At 69.2% G+C, this 17,855-nt stretch carries 18 protein-coding genes; 14 read left to right on the top strand and 4 right to left on the bottom strand.

Translation table 11 applies throughout. From position 1 onward, the window contains the following. Window positions 1–78: 78 nt before the first annotated feature. Together AB0C75_RS11150 and AB0C75_RS11145 are read right to left on the bottom strand one after the other, a co-directional pair. Window positions 79–750, bottom strand: coding sequence for a response regulator transcription factor (locus tag AB0C75_RS11150; RefSeq protein ID WP_329421941.1), 672 nt, complete (start codon window positions 748–750; stop codon window positions 79–81). Window positions 751–759: 9 nt separating this feature from the next. Then, a complete protein-coding gene (locus AB0C75_RS11145) occupies window positions 760–1,605 on the bottom strand; it encodes a PD-(D/E)XK nuclease family protein (protein ID WP_362889624.1) in 846 nt (281 codons plus the stop codon). Between the two features lie 172 nt (window positions 1,606–1,777). On the opposite strand from AB0C75_RS11145, the gene AB0C75_RS11140 reads away from it, so the two are divergent. From AB0C75_RS11140 to AB0C75_RS11130, 3 genes are all read left to right on the top strand, one after another. After that, window positions 1,778–3,028 carry a site-2 protease family protein gene (locus AB0C75_RS11140; protein WP_362889308.1) on the top strand — a complete coding sequence of 417 codons (1,251 nt, stop codon included), beginning with the start codon at window positions 1,778–1,780 and terminating at the stop codon, window positions 3,026–3,028. A gap of 41 nt (window positions 3,029–3,069) precedes the next feature. Further along, window positions 3,070–3,975, top strand: coding sequence for a tRNA (adenine-N1)-methyltransferase (locus AB0C75_RS11135; RefSeq protein ID WP_362889306.1), 906 nt, complete (start codon window positions 3,070–3,072; stop codon window positions 3,973–3,975). A 198-nt stretch (window positions 3,976–4,173) separates the two neighbouring features. Beyond that, window positions 4,174–4,770, top strand: coding sequence for a hypothetical protein (locus AB0C75_RS11130; protein WP_362889622.1), 597 nt, complete (start codon window positions 4,174–4,176; stop codon window positions 4,768–4,770). A gap of 16 nt (window positions 4,771–4,786) precedes the next feature. Here AB0C75_RS11130 and AB0C75_RS11125 read toward each other — a convergent pair whose 3' ends face one another. Next, window positions 4,787–5,098 (bottom strand): ferredoxin, encoded by a 312-nt coding sequence (locus tag AB0C75_RS11125; protein ID WP_362889304.1) that lies wholly within the window; start codon window positions 5,096–5,098, stop codon window positions 4,787–4,789. A 241-nt stretch (window positions 5,099–5,339) separates the two neighbouring features. Between AB0C75_RS11125 and arc the strand changes: the two genes are divergently transcribed. The 6 genes from arc to prcA all read left to right on the top strand — a co-directional run bounded on the left by arc (window position 5,340) and on the right by prcA (window position 11,419). After that, window positions 5,340–7,106, top strand: coding sequence for a proteasome ATPase (gene arc, locus AB0C75_RS11120; protein WP_362889302.1), 1,767 nt, complete (start codon window positions 5,340–5,342; stop codon window positions 7,104–7,106). A gap of 227 nt (window positions 7,107–7,333) precedes the next feature. Continuing rightward, the gene (gene dop / locus AB0C75_RS11115) at window positions 7,334–8,845 is read left to right on the top strand and encodes a depupylase/deamidase Dop (RefSeq protein WP_362889300.1); all 1,512 of its coding nucleotides are present in this window, start codon (window positions 7,334–7,336) and stop codon (window positions 8,843–8,845) included. 120 nt (window positions 8,846–8,965) lie between these two features. Then, window positions 8,966–9,184 (top strand): ubiquitin-like protein Pup, encoded by a 219-nt coding sequence (locus AB0C75_RS11110; RefSeq protein WP_362889299.1) that lies wholly within the window; start codon window positions 8,966–8,968, stop codon window positions 9,182–9,184. A 6-nt stretch (window positions 9,185–9,190) separates the two neighbouring features. Then, complete coding sequence (locus tag AB0C75_RS11105) at window positions 9,191–9,730, top strand: endonuclease VII domain-containing protein (protein ID WP_362889297.1); 540 nt, start codon at window positions 9,191–9,193, stop codon at window positions 9,728–9,730. Next, on the top strand, window positions 9,682–10,527 hold the full coding sequence (gene prcB / locus AB0C75_RS11100; protein WP_362889295.1) for a proteasome subunit beta: 846 nt from the start codon (window positions 9,682–9,684) through the stop codon (window positions 10,525–10,527). The genes AB0C75_RS11105 and prcB overlap by 49 nt, the downstream gene beginning before the upstream one ends. Before the next feature lie 55 nt (window positions 10,528–10,582). Then, on the top strand, window positions 10,583–11,419 hold the full coding sequence (gene prcA / locus AB0C75_RS11095) for a proteasome subunit alpha (RefSeq protein WP_362889293.1): 837 nt from the start codon (window positions 10,583–10,585) through the stop codon (window positions 11,417–11,419). A 67-nt stretch (window positions 11,420–11,486) separates the two neighbouring features. Here the strand turns inward: prcA and AB0C75_RS11090 are convergent, their stop codons facing one another. Continuing rightward, window positions 11,487–12,521, bottom strand: a complete 1,035-nt coding sequence (locus AB0C75_RS11090) for a LacI family DNA-binding transcriptional regulator (RefSeq protein ID WP_362889291.1) — start codon at window positions 12,519–12,521, stop codon at window positions 11,487–11,489. Window positions 12,522–12,663: 142 nt separating this feature from the next. On the opposite strand from AB0C75_RS11090, the gene AB0C75_RS11085 reads away from it, so the two are divergent. The 5 genes from AB0C75_RS11085 (at window position 12,664) to AB0C75_RS11065 (ending at window position 17,848) form a co-directional block, all read left to right on the top strand. Further along, a complete protein-coding gene (locus AB0C75_RS11085; RefSeq protein WP_362889290.1) occupies window positions 12,664–13,923 on the top strand; it encodes an MFS transporter in 1,260 nt (419 codons plus the stop codon). 9 nt (window positions 13,924–13,932) lie between these two features. Further along, window positions 13,933–15,294, top strand: a complete 1,362-nt coding sequence (gene pafA / locus AB0C75_RS11080) for a Pup--protein ligase (protein WP_362889289.1) — start codon at window positions 13,933–13,935, stop codon at window positions 15,292–15,294. 130 nt (window positions 15,295–15,424) lie between these two features. After that, window positions 15,425–16,360 carry an FKBP-type peptidyl-prolyl cis-trans isomerase gene (locus tag AB0C75_RS11075; protein WP_362889287.1) on the top strand — a complete coding sequence of 312 codons (936 nt, stop codon included), beginning with the start codon at window positions 15,425–15,427 and terminating at the stop codon, window positions 16,358–16,360. A gap of 44 nt (window positions 16,361–16,404) precedes the next feature. Further along, complete coding sequence (locus AB0C75_RS11070) at window positions 16,405–16,779, top strand: FKBP-type peptidyl-prolyl cis-trans isomerase (protein WP_362889285.1); 375 nt, start codon at window positions 16,405–16,407, stop codon at window positions 16,777–16,779. Between the two features lie 115 nt (window positions 16,780–16,894). Next, window positions 16,895–17,848, top strand: a complete 954-nt coding sequence (locus tag AB0C75_RS11065; RefSeq protein ID WP_362889283.1) for a WYL domain-containing protein — start codon at window positions 16,895–16,897, stop codon at window positions 17,846–17,848. The last annotated feature ends 7 nt before the right edge of the window (window positions 17,849–17,855 follow it).

Here is a 17,855-nt window from a genome sequence, read left to right as displayed (position 1 = left end):
CGCGGCGTCTCATACGAACCGGCGCGGTCCGGGGCCCCATCGGCCCCGGACCGCGCCGGTTCTCGTCTCCGCCCCGCCTCACTGGGCGCCGGGACGCACCAGTCCGCTCTCGTACGCGTAGACGGCGGCCTGCACACGGTCGCGCAGGCTCAGCTTCGTCAGCACATGGCCCACATGTGTCTTGACCGTCGTCTCGCTGACGAACAGGTCGGCGGCGATCTCCGCGTTGGACAGGCCGCGGGCCACCAGCTTCAGCACCTCCACCTCGCGCTCGGTGAGGGTGTGCAGGGCGTCGGGGACGGGGTCCTCGCCCGAGGGCAGATGGTCGGCGTACTTGTCGAGCAGCCGGCGCGTGATGCTCGGCGCCAGCATCGCCTCTCCGGCGGCCACCACCCGGATGGCCTGCACCAGCTCGTTGGCCGGGGCGTCCTTCAGCAGGAAGCCGCTGGCGCCGGCGCGCAGCGCCTCCACCACGTACTCGTCGAGATCGAACGTCGTCAGCACCAGGACCTTCGCCGGGCCGTCCCGCCCGGGGCCCGTGATCTGGCGGGTCGCCTCGACCCCGTCCATCCTCGGCATCCGGATGTCCATGAGCACGACATCGGGCTGCAGGGCCCGCACCTGCTCGATGGCCTGCAGACCGTCCCCGGCCTCACCGACCACCGCCAGATCGCCCTCCGCCTCCAGGATCATCCGGAAACCGGTGCGCAGCAGTGGTTGGTCATCGACGAGCAGGACGCGGATAGCCACGTAATCTCCTTAGGGGCCTTCGAGGGCCACGGACGGGCCGGCCTCGGCCCTGGCCGGCTCCATTCTGCCCTGGACAGCCTCCACCGATTCGGGCGGGCGCACGGACAGCGGATAGACCGGGGGAGTCCCACCGAATTCGGGGCAGACCGCCTGGTGGTCGCACCAGCCGCACAGCTTCGTCGGCCTCGGCCGCCACTCGCCCGTCTCGGTGGCCAGCCGGATCGCCTCCCACAGCGCCAGCAGCTTGCGCTCGACCCGCTCCAGATCGGCCGGGACCGGGTCGTACGTCAGGACGTCGCCACTGCCGAGATAGACGAGCTGGAGCCGGCGCGGCACCACGTTCTTCAGGCGCCACACCACCAGGGCGTAGAACTTCATCTGGAACAGCGCGCTCTCCGCGTACTCCGGCCGCGGTGCCTTGCCCGTCTTGTAGTCCACGATGCGCACGTCACCCGTCGGAGCCACATCGACGCGGTCGATCACCCCGCGCAGCCGCAGACCCGAATCCAGCTCCGTCTCGACGAACAGCTCCCGCTCGGCAGGCTCCAGGCGGGTCGGGTCCTCCAGCGAGAACCACCGCTCCACGAGCCGCTCCGCCTCGCTCAGCCATCCCGCGAGCCGCTCACCACCCGGATCCCCGTCGAAGAGCTCCGTCAGCTCGGGCTTCGACTCCAGCAGCCGGTCCCACTGCCCGGGGATCAGCGCCTTGGCCCGCGGCGCCGTACGGTCCGTCGCCGGGGCGTCGAAGAGGCGCTCGAGCACCGCATGCACCAGCGTGCCGCGGGTAGCTGCCTCACTGGGCTTCTCGGGGAGCTTGTCGATGACGCGGAAGCGGTACAGCAGGGGGCACTGCATGAAATCGTTCGCGCGCGACGGCGACAGGGACGAGGGTGGCTGAGGCGGGCGCGGCAGGGACGTCATGTCGCAGACCCTACGGCCCGCCACTGACACCCGGCGGCATACCATCGACGGCAGAGCCCGCGCACAGCATGATCGTGGCAGAACAGCCACCGACCGGAGGGACCCCGTGGACGAGAGCGGCGACAGCGGGCGCCCGCGGCCCGGCGCAGGGGGCAAGGACCCCGGCACCGGCCCTGACAAGGGCAAGCAGCGACGACCGGCGGAGCCCGGCGGCGGCCTGCTCATGGGCCGCCCCTTCGGCGTGCCCGTGTATGTGGCTCCCAGCTGGTTCGTCGTCGCCGCCCTGATCACCTGGGTGTTCGGCGGACAGCTCGACCGTGTGCTGCCCGAGCTCGGCGGCCTCCGCTATCTGGTCGCGCTCTTCTTCGCGATCGCGTTCTACGCTTCCGTGCTCGTCCACGAGCTCGCCCACACCGTCGCCGCGCTGCGCTACAAACTGCCGGTGCGCCGCATCCAGCTCCAGTTCTTCGGCGGTGTCTCCGAGATCGAGAAGGAGTCCGAGACCCCCGGCCGCGAGTTCGTCCTCGCCTTCGTGGGCCCCCTGCTCTCCCTCGTGCTCGGCGGCGTCTTCTACGTCCCGCTCCAGTTCGTCGAGGCCGGCACCGTCCCCGGCGTGCTCCTCGCCGGGCTGATGATCTCCAACCTCATCGTCGCCGCCTTCAACCTGCTGCCCGGGCTGCCCCTGGACGGCGGACGCATGCTCCGCGCCGTCGTGTGGAAGATCACGGGCAAGCCGATGAGCGGCACCGTCGCCGCCGCGTGGGTCGGCCGGGGCCTGGCCGTCATCGTCCTCGTCGGCCTGCCCCTGCTCACCCACACCGGCGCCCTCGGCAACTCCACCAGCGACATCAGCGGCATGGAGACCGTCACCGACGCGCTGCTCGCCGCGATCCTCGCCGGCATCATCTGGACCGGCGCGGGCAACAGCCTGCGCATGGCCCGCCTGCGGGAGCACCTCCCCGACCTGCGGGCCCGCACCCTCACCCGGCGGGCCGTGCCCGTCGAGTCCGCCACCCCGCTCTCCGAGGCGCTGCGCCGCGCCAACGAGGCCGGCGCCCGCGCCCTCGTCGTCGTCGACGGACAGGGCAGCCCCAAGGGCGTCGTCCGGGAGGCTGCCATCGTCGGCGTCCCCGAACACCGCCGGCCCTGGGTGGCCGTCAGTGGCCTCTCCCAGGACATCACCGACGGCATGAAGGTCCCCGCCGAACTGGCCGGCGAGGCACTCCTGGACCGGCTCAAGGCCACCCCGGCCACCGAGTACCTGGTGGTCGAGGAGACCGGCGAGATCTACGGCGTACTCTCCACCGCCGACGTCGAGCGCGCCTTCGTCAAGGCCATGGCCAGGCCCTCGGCCTGACGCCCGGAAGGCGGCGCCCGAAATACCGGTACGCTGTTCACATGTCCGAACCGACCGGTGCCGCCCGCCGTCGCGGCCCATTCAAAGTCGGGGACCAGGTCCAGCTCACCGACCCCAAGGGACGCCACTACACCTTCACGCTCGAAGCCGGAAAGAACTTCCACACCCACAAGGGTTCTTTCCCGCACGACGAGCTGATCGGTGCTCCCGAGGGCAGTGTTGTCCGTACCACGGGAAACGTCGCCTATCTCGCGCTGCGCCCCCTGCTCCCCGACTACGTCCTGTCCATGCCCCGCGGTGCCGCCGTGGTCTACCCGAAGGACGCGGGCCAGGTCCTCGCCTTCGGTGACATCTTCCCCGGTGCGCGCGTCGTCGAAGCCGGCGTCGGCTCGGGTGCGCTGAGCACCTTCCTGCTGCGCGCCATCGGCGAGCAGGGCATGCTGCACTCCTACGAGCGCCGCGAGGACTTCGCCGAGATCGCCCAGCAGAACGTCGAGCGCTACTTCGGCTCGCCGCACCCGGCCTGGGAGCTCACCGTCGGCGACCTCCAGGACAACCTCTCGGACACCGACGTCGACCGTGTCGTCCTCGACATGCTCGCCCCGTGGGAGTGCCTGGAGGCCGTCTCCAAGGCCCTGGTGCCCGGCGGCATCCTCTGCGCGTACGTCGCGACCACGACCCAGCTCTCGCGGACCGTCGAGTCCATCCGCGAGATCGGCTGCTTCGCGGAACCGCAGCCCTGGGAGTCGATGATCCGCAACTGGCACGTCGAGGGCCTGGCCGTCCGCCCCGACCACCGGATGATCGGCCACACCGGCTTCCTCGTCACCGCCCGCCGTCTCGCGGACGGCGTGGAGCCGCCCCTGCGCCGCCGCCGCCCCTCCAAGGGCGCCTACGGCGAGGACTACAGCGGTCCCGGCAGCCGGAGCGGCTCCGCCACCGACTGACCGCGTACAACGCACCGGCGCCGCCGCCGAGTTCCCGGACCGACCCGGGAGCCCGGCGGCGGCGCCTTTCCGTGCGCGGCGACGACCCCGCCGTTCCCCTGGAGTGTGAGGTGTGGCACGATGCTGGCCACCCCCGCCCGCCGACATACGTTCGGCACCGCCTACCCAGGCCTCCAGGAACCACAGGAGACATACCGCGTGCAGACCTCCGCGCTCCCGGACCTCGCGCACACCGACGCCAGGCCGGTGCACTGGCTCGCCACGGCGACAGTGATGGCCGCGGTCGTCGCCGCCGCTGGACTGCTCCAGCCCGACGCGGGCACCGCGACGGCGTCGGCGTCCGAGCACGGCGTCAGCACGCAGCACGGGAGCGCACCCGCGGCGACGGCGCCCGACCCGGCCGAGGTCACCTTCCCCCTCGACTGCGGCACGGCAGGGCACACCGTGGCCGACAGCGCCCCCGGAGACCTCGACGGGGACGGCGGGCCCGAGACCGTCGCCGTCGTGCACTGCACCGCCGGGTCGGGCACCCCGCCCAGCGGCGTCTACGTCGTCACACAGCCGAGCGGGGCCGCACCCCGGGTCGTGGCGACCCTGGTGGACCCCGCTCGGAAACTGACCGTCACCGACTTCACCGTCAGCGACGGCCGGGTGTCGGCGACCCTGCTCGGCTACTCATCGGGCGACGTGCCGCGCTGCTGCCCCGACGAGCTGGAGAACGCCTCCTGGCGGTGGCAGGGCAACGCCTTCATCAAGACCGCGGGCCCGGCCGGCAGCACCACGCGCAGCACCTGAGCCGTCGCCCGCGCCCTCACTCCGCGTCGGGACCGAAGACTTCCACGTTGTCCGAAACACGACGCACATGGATGCAGTCGCCCGGACACTCCTTCGCCGAATCCACCACGTCCCGGAGCAGCGGCAGCGGCACCGGTGTGGTGGCGCCCTTGTCCTGGAGGAGCTCGTCCTCGTCGCTCTTGACGTACGCGAGACCGTCGATGTCCAGCTCGAACACCTCAGGTGCGTACTGCACGCAGATACCGTCGCCCGTACAGAGGTCCTGGTCGATCCAGACCTCGAGATCCTGCGCGTCACTGCCGCCCGGAGCATCCTGCTGCACGGTCATATGTCCTGCCGTTCCCTGCGTATCTGCACCAATTGAAGCCAGCCCTGACGGGTGTTGAACGCTTCGACGATACAACCGCCTGCTTTCCGGTGGCGAAGGGTGGGTATTCCCTTGGCGTGAGGGAGAGCGCAAGGGTGAAGATCGGACACACCGCCGGGTCTTTGTGATCTAGGGGTTTCAATCACCACCCACCCAGGTAGGGTCAGGAAGCGTCCAGCTCCCCTTGGAGGAGGTGAGGACCGTGGCAGCCCACGACGACGACATCAACCGCGGCATCCGGCCCGGGCGAGGGTCGGAAGACCCAGCCGGCCAGGTCGCCTATCTCGAGCAGGAAATCGCCGTCCTGCGACGTAAGCTCGCCGACTCTCCGCGTCATACGAGGATTCTCGAAGAGCGGATCGTCGATTTGCAGACCAACCTGGCAGGCGTGTCCGCACAGAACGAGCGGCTCGCCAACACACTCCGGGAGGCCCGCGACCAGATCGTGGCCCTCAAGGAGGAGGTCGACCGGCTCGCGCAGCCGCCGGCCGGCTTCGGTGTCTTCCTGCAGGCCAACGAGGACGACACCTGTGACATCTTCACCGGGGGCCGCAAGCTCCGGGTGAACGTCAGCCCAAGTGTCGAGCTCGAAGGCCTCAGGCGAGGCCAGGAAGTCATGCTCAACGAGGCGCTCAACGTGGTCGAGGCCATGGAATTCGAGCGGGCCGGGGACATCGTCACCCTCAAGGAGATCCTCGAGGACGGCGAGCGCGCCCTGGTCATCGGGCACACCGACGAGGAACGGGTGGTGAGGCTCGCCGAGCCCCTGCTGGACATCACCATCCGCCCCGGCGACGCCCTGCTGCTCGAACCCAGGTCCGGCTACGTCTACGAGGTGGTCCCCAAGAGCGAGGTCGAGGAGCTCGTCCTCGAAGAGGTCCCGGACATCGACTACGACAAGATCGGCGGCCTGGGCGACCAGATCGAACTGATCCGCGACGCGGTCGAGCTTCCGTATCTCCACCCCGACCTCTTCAAGGAGCACGAGCTGCGCCCGCCGAAGGGCATCCTGCTCTACGGTCCTCCTGGCTGCGGCAAGACACTCATCGCCAAGGCCGTCGCCAACTCGCTGGCCAAGAAGGTCGCCGAGGTCACCGGACAGCCCGCGGGGAAGAGCTACTTCCTCAATATCAAGGGCCCCGAGCTCCTCAACAAGTACGTCGGTGAGACCGAGCGGCACATCCGCCTCGTCTTCCAGCGTGCCCGGGAGAAGGCGAGCGAGGGCACACCCGTCATCGTCTTCTTCGACGAGATGGAATCCCTCTTCCGCACCCGTGGTTCCGGTGTCAGCTCGGACGTGGAGAACACCATCGTCCCCCAGCTGCTCGCCGAGATCGACGGTGTGGAGGGCCTGGAGAACGTCATCGTCATCGGTGCCTCCAACCGTGAGGACATGATCGACCCGGCGATCCTGCGGCCCGGCCGTCTCGATGTGAAGATCAAGATCGAGCGTCCGGACGCGGAGGCGGCGAAGGACATCTTCGCGAAGTACCTCACGCCCTCGCTGCCGCTGCACTCGGACGACCTGACCGAGCACACCGGCTCCAGGGAGGCCGCCGCCCACGCGATGATCCAGTCCGTCGTGGAGCGGATGTACACGGAATCCGAGGAGAACCGCTTCCTCGAGGTCACCTACGCCAACGGCGACAAGGAAGTCCTGTACTTCAAGGACTTCAACTCCGGAGCGATGATTCAGAACATCGTGGACCGGGCAAAGAAAATGGCCATCAAGGCATTCCTCGAGCAGGGCCAGAAGGGCCTGCGCGTCTCCCATCTCCTCCAGGCATGCGTGGACGAGTTCAAGGAGAACGAGGACCTGCCCAACACCACCAACCCGGACGACTGGGCCAGGATTTCCGGAAAGAAGGGCGAGCGGATCGTGTTCATCCGCACACTCGTCACCGGAAAGCAGGGCGCAGACACCGGTCGCTCCATCGACACGGTGGCAAATACCGGACAGTACCTGTAAAACGCAGACCGGCTGCGGATGCCCGGCAGGGTATCCGCAGCCGGCCGTTTTCCCGGCGGCTCCGGCCACACTCGAACAATGACGCAATTGATCTCCCCACCGGCGCAGAGGCGCTCTAGGCTCTGCCGTACCGCCGAGTCGCGCAGTGCGGGGACGGGCACCGCGGACCAGCAGCGGTACTTGAGCGCCGCTCCCGGACGGGAGCGACGCCGGGCAAGGAGGGCCGCATGACCGTACGGCGAGTGATGGGCATCGAGACGGAGTACGGGATCTCCGTCGCCGGTCAACCCAACGCCAATGCCATGCTCACCTCGTCCCAGATCGTCAACGCCTACGCGGCGGCGATGCACCGGGCGCGCCGCGCCCGCTGGGATTTCGAGGAGGAGAACCCGCTGCGTGACGCGCGAGGCTTCGACCTCGCCCGTGAGACCGCGGACTCCAGCCAGCTCACGGACGAGGACATCGGCCTGGCCAATGTGATCCTCACCAACGGTGCGCGGCTGTACGTCGACCACGCGCACCCCGAGTACAGCTCACCCGAGATCACCAATCCGCTGGACGCGGTGCTCTGGGACAAGGCCGGTGAGCGGGTGATGGCCGAGGCGGCCGAGCGGGCCGCCGCGATCCCCGGCGCCCAGCCGATCCATCTGTACAAGAACAACACCGACAACAAGGGCGCGTCCTACGGCACGCACGAGAACTACCTGATGAAGAGGGAGACCCCCTTCTCGGACATCGTGCGCCACCTGACCCCGTTCTTCGTCTCCCGCCAGGTCGTCACCGGCGCCGGCCGGGTCGGCATCGGCCAGGACGGGCATGAGCACGGATTCCAGATCAGTCAGCGCGCCGACTACTTCGAGGTCGAGGTCGGCCTGGAGACGACCCTCAAGCGCCCCATCATCAACACCCGCGACGAGCCGCACTCCGACGCCGAGAAGTACCGCAGGCTGCACGTGATCATCGGCGACGCGAACCTCTCCGAGATCTCGACCTATCTGAAGCTCGGCACCACCTCACTGGTCCTGGCCATGATCGAGGACGGCTTCATCAACGTCGACCTGGCCGTCGACCAGCCGGTCCGTACGCTCCACCAGGTCTCGCACGACCCGACACTGAAACAGCTGGTCACGCTCCGTAGCGGCCGGACGCTCACCGCGGTACAGCTCCAGATGGAGTACTTCGAGCTGGGCAGGAAGTACGTCGAGGAGAAGTACGGGGCGGACGCCGACGAGCAGACCAAGGATGTCCTGGCCCGCTGGGAGGACACCCTGAACCGCCTGGAGAGCGACCCGATGAGCCTGTCGGGCGAGCTGGACTGGATCGCCAAGCGGGAGCTCATGGAGGGCTACCGGCGCCGTGACGGCCTGGACTGGGACGCCCCGCGCCTGCACCTGGTCGACCTCCAGTACGCCGACGTACGGCCCGACAAGGGCCTGTACAACCGTCTGGCCGCACGCGGGAGGATCAAGCGCCTCCTCGACGAGAACGACGTCGAGCGCGCCCGTACGCAGCCTCCCGAGGACACCAGGGCCTATTTCCGGGGCCGCTGCCTGGAGCAGTACGCGGACGACGTCGCCGCGGCCTCCTGGGACTCGGTCATCTTCGATCTGCCCGACCGTGACTCGCTGCAGCGGGTCCCCACGATGGAACCGTTGCGGGGTACACGTGCCCACGTCAAGGACCTCCTGGACCGCTGCCGCACGGCGGAAGAGCTGGTCCGGACGCTGACGGGGGGCTGAAAGGCGTCCCGGCTGGGAATCAATCAGATGACCTCCGGACGTTGTGGAAAGTACCGGGCCAATGTCGGACCCCGTAGGTAGGGTCTGATCAAGTGCTTCGAACCGAGCGGGGTGAGCTAGATGGCGACCAAGGACACCGGCGGCGGACAGCAGAAGGCGACACGCTCCACCGAGGGGACCGAGGAGCAGGCGCAGGACGCGCAGGCCTCCGAGGACCTCGCGGAGCGACAGGAGAAGCTCAGCGACGACGTGGACGACGTCCTCGACGAGATCGACGACGTGCTCGAGTCCAATGCCGAGGACTTTGTTCGAAGTTTTGTTCAAAAAGGCGGACAGTAAGCACAAATGTCCGAATCGGCTGAAGAGAAATTGCGCTCCGGCTGTAAGAGGGATTCACCGCTTACCTCCTTCGCATCGGACAGGAACCGACGCGATGGACTTCAACCGCGGTGTCGGGAGTGCGTGGCTGCTTACGGGGCCGCGCACCACCGGCGCCGCCGGGCCGCTGAAGGCGAGCCGCACGGTGAGTGGCACCGTAACTCGACTGCCACCGACGGCTTGGCGACGCGCTGTAAAGCGTGCAAGGCCATCCAGGGGCGCGCAGGTCGTCTGAAGCGCCGATACGGCATGACCGAGGCTCAGCGCGACGACATGCTCTCGTCGCAGTCGGGCGTCTGCACCATCTGTCCAGTTGCTTCCGCCTTGCATGTGGATCACTGCCACAAGACGGGTAGGGTCCGAGGCGTAGTGTGCTTCAACTGCAATTCGGCCATCGGCAAGTTGGGGGATGATCCTGACTCCTTGCGCAGGGCCATCGCATACCTGGAGGGAAACGCGTGGAAGCCAACACTCGTAGCACCGGGCGTCTACCAGCTGCCTTCCTGACGCCGGGTTCGTCCTCGTTCATGGACTTCCTGTCCGACCACTCACCCGAGATCCTTCCCGGCAACCGCAGTCTGCCGCCGTTGCAGGGCGCCATCGAGGCGCCGCACGGCACCACCATCGTCGCGGCCTCGTTCCCCGGCGGAGTCGTCCTCGCCGGTGACCGGCGGGCGACCATGGGGAACATGATCGCGCAGCGCGACATCGAGAAGGTGTTCCCGGCCGACGAGTACTCGGCGGTGGGGATCGCGGGCACGGCGGGTCTCGCCGTGGAGATGGTCAAGCTGTTCCAGCTGGAGCTGGAGCACTTCGAGAAGGTCGAGGGCGCCACGCTCTCCCTGGAGGGCAAGGCCAACCGCCTCTCCACGATGATCCGCAGCAATCTGGCGATGGCCATGCAGGGCCTGGCGGTCGTCCCGCTGTTCGCCGGGTACGACGTCGACCGCGAGAAGGGCCGGATCTTCTCGTACGACGTCACCGGCGGCCGCTCCGAGGAGCGCGGCTACGCGGCCACCGGCTCGGGTTCCGTCTTCGCGCGCGGGTCGATGAAGAAGCTGTACCGCGAGGACCTGACGGAGGAGCAGACGCTCACCCTGGTCGTGCAGGCCCTGTACGACGCGGCCGACGACGACTCGGCGACCGGTGGCCCCGATGTGGCCCGCCGGATCTATCCGATCGTCACCGTCATCACCGACGAGGGCTTCCGCAGGCTGGACGACACGGATTCCTCGGAGATCGCGCGAGCGATCCTGGAGCGCCGGCTCGAGCAGCCCGACGGACCCCGCGCCGCGCTGCTCTGACCCGACCGATGCTTCTCCGACGCACTCGTCACTGACAGAAAGGGACGGATAGCCGGTGTCGACGCCGTTCTATGTCTCACCTCAGCAGGCCATGGCCGACCGGGCGGAATACGCCCGGAAGGGCATCGCCCGTGGTCGCAGCCTGGTTGTGCTGCAGTTCGCCGACGGCATTGTGTTCGTCGGCGAGAACCCGTCCCGTGCGCTGCACAAGTTCAGCGAGATCTACGACCGGATCGGCTTCGCGGCCGCCGGCAAGTACAACGAGTACGAGAACCTCCGTATCGGCGGGGTCCGCTACGCCGATCTGCGCGGATACACCTACGACCGTGACGACGTGACGGCCCGTGGGCTCGCCAACGTCTACGCACAGACGCTCGGCACGATCTTCTCCAGCGCGGCCGAGAAGCCGTACGAGGTGGAGCTGGTGGTCGCCGAGGTCGGCGCCGGGCCCGACGGTGACCAGATCTACCGGCTGCCGCACGACGGCTCGATCGTGGACGAGCACGGCTCGGTCGCGGTCGGCGGGAACGCCGAGCAGATCAGCAGCTTCCTCGACCAGCGCCATCGTGACGGGATGTCGCTCGCCGAGGCGCTGAAGCTGGCCGTGCAGGCGCTGTCCCGTGAGGCCAACGGCAATGAGCGGGAGATCCCCTCCGAGCGGCTTGAGGTCGCGGTCCTGGACCGCACCAGGCCTCAGCAGCGCAAGTTCAAGCGGATCGTCGGACGCCAGCTGACCAGGCTGCTGGACGCGGACGGCGCGGGGGCGACCCCGACGGACGCTCCGTCCGACACGGAGGAGCCCGAGGGCGGCAGCGCCCCGGCCGCCGATGCCGACACCCCCGCCAAGGATGCCCCCGCCAAGGGTGAGACCCCCGAGGCCCCCGAGGAGTAGCAGCCGGCTCCGGATGGCCGCCGTACGGAGCCCTCCGGCCGTCGCACGCGACGGTCGGAGGGCTCCGTCATGCGGTGGGCGGGGGTGCGGTCGAGCCCCGCACCACCAGCCGGACGGGCAGGTCGCCGTGCTCCACGGGGCGGCCCTCCAGGACCGCCAGCAGAGCCGTCATGCCGCGCTCGCCCACCTGTTCGGCCGGAAGGCGCACGGTGGTGAGCTCCGGCTCCACCGCGGTGGCGAGCGCCAGGTCGTCGAAACCCGTCACCGAGATGTCGTCGGGCACCCGCAGCCCGAGTCTGCGCACCGCCTTGCAGGCGCCGGCGGCCAGGATGTCGTCGTCGCAGACGATGGCGGTGGGCAGCGGTCCTGGGGCCGATGACGCCAGGACGGCCTCGGCGGCCTCGCGCCCCGCCCGTACGTCCAGCGGCGCGGTCACCGTACGCAGGACGGCCCCCGGGGTGTCCCGCACGGCCTCCCGCAGCGCCCGGGCGCGCACCGCGAAGGTCCAGGTGTCCACGGCGGAGGCGAGATGCACGATCCGGCGGTGGCCGAGGCCCAGCAGATGGCCGGTGACCTGGCGCATCCCGTCCGCGATGTCGAGATTCACGCGAGCGGCCGCGCCGTGCTCGTCCGGGTCGCTGTCCAGCATCACCAGCGGCAGGTCCACGCCCCGCAGCGCCCCCACGGCCTGTGCCGCCATCGACGAGGCGATCACCCCGTCGAGCGCCGCGCGTGCCGAGGCGAACGGGTCCCTTGCGGGCCCGGTGCCGTCGGGTGAGGGGTAGAGGACCACGCCGAAGTCGTGCTCGGCCGCGACGGCCGCCGCGCCCGTGTACACGCGGGCGAAGAATTCGTTGGTGAGGGCGGGGACGACGAGGAGGGCGGTGCGGGTGCGGCCGAGCCGGAGACTGCGGGCGGCGAGATTCGGCCGGTAGCCGAGGGCCCTGGCGCTGTCGCGGACCCGCTCGGCGGTCGCGGCCGACACCCGGCCACGCCACTTGTCGCCGAGCACGAGCGAGACCGTCGCCTGTGACACGCCCGCGGTCCGTGCCACGTCACGGCTGGTGGGCCGGGGTGGGGCGGGCTGCCGCGTGCTGCTCACTCGTGCCTCCGTGCTGAGCCGGTCGGGTGCGGCCGTGGGTCGCGGCGGGATGGACCGCGTGGTTGCCCACATGGTACGTATGGGCCTCGACGTTATACGTAAAACCCCGAGGCCGTGAAACCGTCGGGGGAGAGGGGCGCACATGGCCGCGGGCTATCTGGACATCCTCCGGACGCGGCACGCCGCCCGGCTGCTGACGGGCACCCTGGTGGGACGGCTGCCGAACGGCACCGCCCCCATCGCGATCGTCCTGTTCACCCGTGCGGAGGGCGGCAGCTACACGCTGGCCGGCGCCCTCGGGGCGGCGTACGGACTCGCCACGGCGGTGGGGCAGCCCCTGCTGGGCCGGGCCGTCGACCTGTACGGCCAGCCGCGCGTCCAGCTCCCCGCGGCGGTCGTCTCCGCCCTCGGCATGGCCGCGCTCGCCCTGATCGGCCTCGGCCCGCTCCCGGCGGCGTACGCGGCCGTCGTCGTCGCCGGTGTGTTCACACCCCCGCTGGAGGGCGGCCTGCGCGCCCTGTGGCCGACGGTGCTCGGCCGGGAGGACCGGGTCCACCGGGCGTACGCCATGGACGCGGTGGCCCAGGAGGTCATGTTCACCGTGGGGCCCCTCCTCGTGACGGTCCTGGTGTCGCTCTGGTCGCCGGCCGCCGCACTCCTGGTCATCAACGCCATCGGGGTGCTTGGCGCGCTGTCCGTCGTCCTGTCCGAGCCCTCCAGGACGTGGCGCTCGGCGCCCCGCGAGGCGCACTGGCTCGGCGCCCTGCGCTCGCCGGGGCTGCTCGCCCTGCTGGGCGCGTTCTTCTTCGTCGGGCTCGCGCTCGGCTCGATCACGGTGGCCGGTGTCGCCTACGCCGACGACCACGGCCGGGAGTCCGTGTACGGCTGGCTGATGGCAGCGCTCGGCCTCGGCGCGCTGGTCGGCGGATCTGTGTACGGGGCGCGGCAGTGGGCCGGAGCGCCCGAGCGCAGGCTGCGGGTCGTCGTCGGGCTGCTCGCCCTGGGCTATCTGCCGCTGACGCTGACGCCCGGTGTGCCCGCCATGACCGCACTGGCGGCGCTCGCCGGGGTGTTCCTGGCACCCGCGATCGCCTGCTCGTTCATCGTCGTGGACCGGCACGCCCCACGGGGCACGGTGACCGAGGCGTTCTCGTGGCTCGTGACGACCTTCGGGGTGGGTGCCGCGGCCGGAACAGCGGTGGCGGGCCCGGCCGTCGAGCTCGGTGGGACGGCGTGGAGTTTCGCCGTCGCCGGGGCCGGTGGAGTGGCGGCGCTGCTGGTTCTGCTGGCGACCGGAAGGGTCCTCGCAGCTCCCGGGCGTACGCCCGAGGTCGTGGCCGGTTCGGAAAATGATCGAAACGGTGCTGCCGAACCCGGTTTCAGCTCAGGCCGTAAGGCGTAATGTTCAGTCATGGACCGCCGCATTTTCGGGCTGGAGAACGAGTACGGCGTCACGTGCACGTTCAGGGGACAGCGCCGACTGTCACCTGACGAAGTGGCGCGCTACCTCTTCCGCCGTGTTGTGTCATGGGGCCGCAGCAGCAATGTCTTCCTGCGGAACGGCGCCCGCCTCTACCTCGACGTGGGATCGCATCCGGAATACGCGACACCCGAATGCGACAACGTGACCGAACTGGTCACGCACGACAAGGCGGGCGAGCGCATTCTCGAAGGCCTGCTCGTCGACGCCGAACGCCGCCTGCACGAGGAGGGAATCGCGGGCGACGTCTATCTCTTCAAGAACAACACCGACTCGGCAGGAAACTCCTACGGGTGCCACGAGAACTACCTCGTGGCCCGGCACGGAGAATTCTCCCGGCTCGCGGACATCCTCATTCCGTTCCTCGTCACCCGTCAGCTGATCTGTGGTGCCGGCAAGGTGCTGCAGACGCCGCGCGGAGCCGTCTACTGCGTGAGTCAGCGGGCCGAGCACATCTGGGAGGGCGTCAGTTCCGCGACGACGCGCTCCCGCCCGATCATCAACACCAGGGACGAACCGCACGCCGACGCGGAGCGGTACCGCCGCCTCCACGTCATCGTCGGTGACTCCAACATGTCCGAGACGACCATGCTCCTCAAGGTCGGTGCCACCGACCTCGTGCTGCGCATGATCGAGGCGGGCACGGTGATGCGTGACCTGACCCTGGAGAACCCGATCCGGGCCATCCGCGAGGTCAGCCACGACATCACGGGACAGCGCAAGGTGCGCCTGGCCAGCGGCCGTGAGGCCTCGGCCATCGAGGTCCAGCGCGAGTACTACGAGAAGGCCGTCGACTTCGTCGAGCGCCGCGGCATCCGCACCGGCACCGTGGACCAGGTCCTGGAGCTCTGGGGCCGCACGCTGGACGCCATCGAGGCCGAGGACCTCGACCGGATCGACACCGAGATCGACTGGGTCATGAAGTACAAGCTCCTCGAGCGGTACCGGGCGAAGCACAACATGACCATGTCGAATCCGCGGGTCGCGCAGATAGACCTCGCCTACCACGACATCCACCGCCGGCGCGGGCTCTACTACCTCCTGGAGCGCAAGGGCCAGGCCGCGCGTATCTGCAACGACCTGAAGATCTTCGAGGGCAAATCGGTGCCCCCGCAGACGACCAGGGCGCGGCTGCGCGGCGACTTCATCCGGCGGGCCCAGGAACAGCGGCGGGACTTCACCGTCGACTGGGTCCACCTCAAGCTCAACGACCAGGCGCAGCGCACCGTGCTGTGCAAGGACCCCTTCCGTTCCGTCGACGACCGGGTGGAGAAGCTGATCGCGGGTATGTGACGCGGGACAGGAATGCCCCGCCCGTTTGAGACAGGGCCCCGTACGTCTCTCGTACGGGGCCTTTCCGTCGGCCGGACACGGCCTAGAGTGTCGGGGACCAATCACGTGCCGTCTGAGATCTGAGGAACCAGTGCGCCGACTTGCCGGCCTTCTCGTCGTCCCCCTACTGCTGCTGTCCACGGCGGCATGCGGCGACGACAAGGCCTCCGACTCCGCCTCCAAGAGCGAGGTTCCCGCGATCACCGCGGGGACGAAGTTCGGGGAGAAGCCCACTCTGTCCAAGGGTGCGGGTGATCCACCCAAGAAGCTGAAGACCGAAGTCATCAGTGAGGGTGATGGCGCGAAGCTGAAGAACGGCGACGCGGCCGAGGTGAACTACCTCGGTCAGGCGTGGGACTCGGACAAGCCGTTCGACAACAGCTTCGACCGCAAGCAGCCGTTCGGTCTCATCCTCGGCGCCGGTCAGGTCATCCCGGGCTGGGAGCAGGGGCTCGTCGGCCAGAAGGCCGGCAGCCGCGTGAAGCTCACCATCCCGCCGGATCTCGCGTACGGGGAGCAGGGCCAGGGCGAGGACATCCCGCCCAACGCCACGCTCGTCTTCGTCGTGGACGTGCTGAGCGGCAAGGCGGTCCCGAAGACCCCCAAGGGCAGCACGGTCGCCCAGGACAACATCGACCTGCCGAAGGTCGGCGACAACACCGACGGCAAGGCTCCCAAGGTCACGATCCCCAAGAGTGACCCGCCCAAGAAGCTCGTCTCCAAGTACGTCATCGAGTCCGACGGGGAAGCCGTGAAGGAGAGCGACACGGTCGTCGTGAACTACGAGGCCTATGTGTGGAAGGGTGCGAAGAAGTTCGACAGCACCTACGACTCGGGCCAGGTCGCGAGCTTCCCGCTGGCGCAGATCACGGTCAAGGGACTGAAGTCCGGCCTCGTCGGCAAGAAGGTCGGCAGTCGTGTCCTGCTCGTCATGCCGCCGGACCAGGGTTTCGGTGACCAGGCGCAGCAGACCATCCCCGCCAAGTCGACGCTCGTGTGGTCCGTGGACATCCTGACAAAGATGTAAGACTGTCCCGGTTGCCCAGTTCACAGTCAAGAGGAGCAGTTCAAGTGAGCATCGAGAAGCCCGAGATCGACTTCCCGGGTGGCGAGCCGCCGGCCGACCTGGAGATCAAGGAAATCTGGGAGGGCGACGGCCCGGTGGCTCAGGCGGGCCAGACCGTCTCCGTGCACTACGTCGGTGTGTCCTTCTCCAGCGGCGAGGAGTTCGACGCCTCGTGGAACCGCGGCACCCCGCTGCAGTTCCAGCTCGGTGCCGGCCAGGTCATCGCCGGCTGGGACAAGGGCGTCCAGGGCATGAAGGTCGGCGGCCGTCGCCAGCTGACGATCCCCGCGCACCTCGCCTACGGCGACCGTGGCGCGGGCGGCGGCGCCATCGCCCCGGGCGAGACGCTGATCTTCGTCTGTGACCTCGTCGGCGTCTGATCCGTCCGTTCACAGCAGCAGGGGCCCGTGCCGGGAGGCACGGGCCCTCGCTTTGGTCCGGACACCCCGGAGCGGTACGGTCGACGGTCTCAGAGCACGTCGAGAAAGGGCGTCGATGGCGATTGCCAAGGCCGAACGGCTGATGAACCTGGCACTGTGTCTGCTGGGTACCCGGCGCCCGCTCAGCAAGCGTGAGCTCCGCGGCTCCATCGAGGCCTACCTGGAGGCGGGCTCCGACGAGTCCTTCAACCGGATGTTCGAGCGCGACAAGGACGATCTGCGTGAACTCGGCCTGATCATCGAGACCGTGGAGAACCTGGACGGCGACACCGGCTATCTCGCGCGCCGCGACAGCAACCGGCTGCCCCCCATCACCCTGGACGCCGAGGAGGCCGCCGCCCTCGGGCTCGCCGCCAAGGTCTGGCAGCAGGCCCGCCTCGCGGGCGCCGCCAGCGGCGCCCTGCAGAAGCTGCGGGCCGCCGGCATGCCGGAGGCCGAGGACGCTTACGAGGTGCACAGCGCCCTCGAACCCCGTATCCCGGTGCACGAGGCCGCCTTCGAGCCGCTGATGCTCGCCTGCCGTGACCGCCGCCCGGTCACCTTCGACTACCGCAAGGGCAACGCCGCCCGCCCGGAGCAGCGCCAGGTCGAGCCCTGGACGCTGGAATGCTGGCGCGGCCACTGGTATCTGGCCGGCTGGGACCGCGACCGTGGCGCCGAGCGGGTCTTCAGGCTGTCCCGGATCTCGGGCCGGGTCCGCTCCCGTGCCGGGGCCTTCACCGCCCGGGTTCCCGACGCGGTGACCGTCCGAGAGACCGTGGAGAGCTGGGCGGGGGAGACCGCGACCAGGACCGCCCGCATCAGGCTGCGCAGCGGCTCCGGCTACCCCCTGCGCTCCCGCGCCGTTTCCGTACGGGAGTGCGGTGACGGCTGGGACGAGTTGGAGATCCCGTACGGACACGGGCTCGACGCCTGGCTCGTGGAGTTCGGGCCCGACGTGATCGTGAGCGAACCCGCCGATCTGCGGGCCGACGTGATGGACCGGCTGCGCGCCGTGGCCAAGGACTGAGGGGACC

Origin of the sequence: Streptomyces sp. NPDC048565 (assembly GCF_040650935.1) — a bacterium.
Taxonomy (GTDB): domain Bacteria; phylum Actinomycetota; class Actinomycetes; order Streptomycetales; family Streptomycetaceae; genus Streptomyces.
This window is presented reverse-complemented; position numbering and strand designations above follow the sequence as displayed.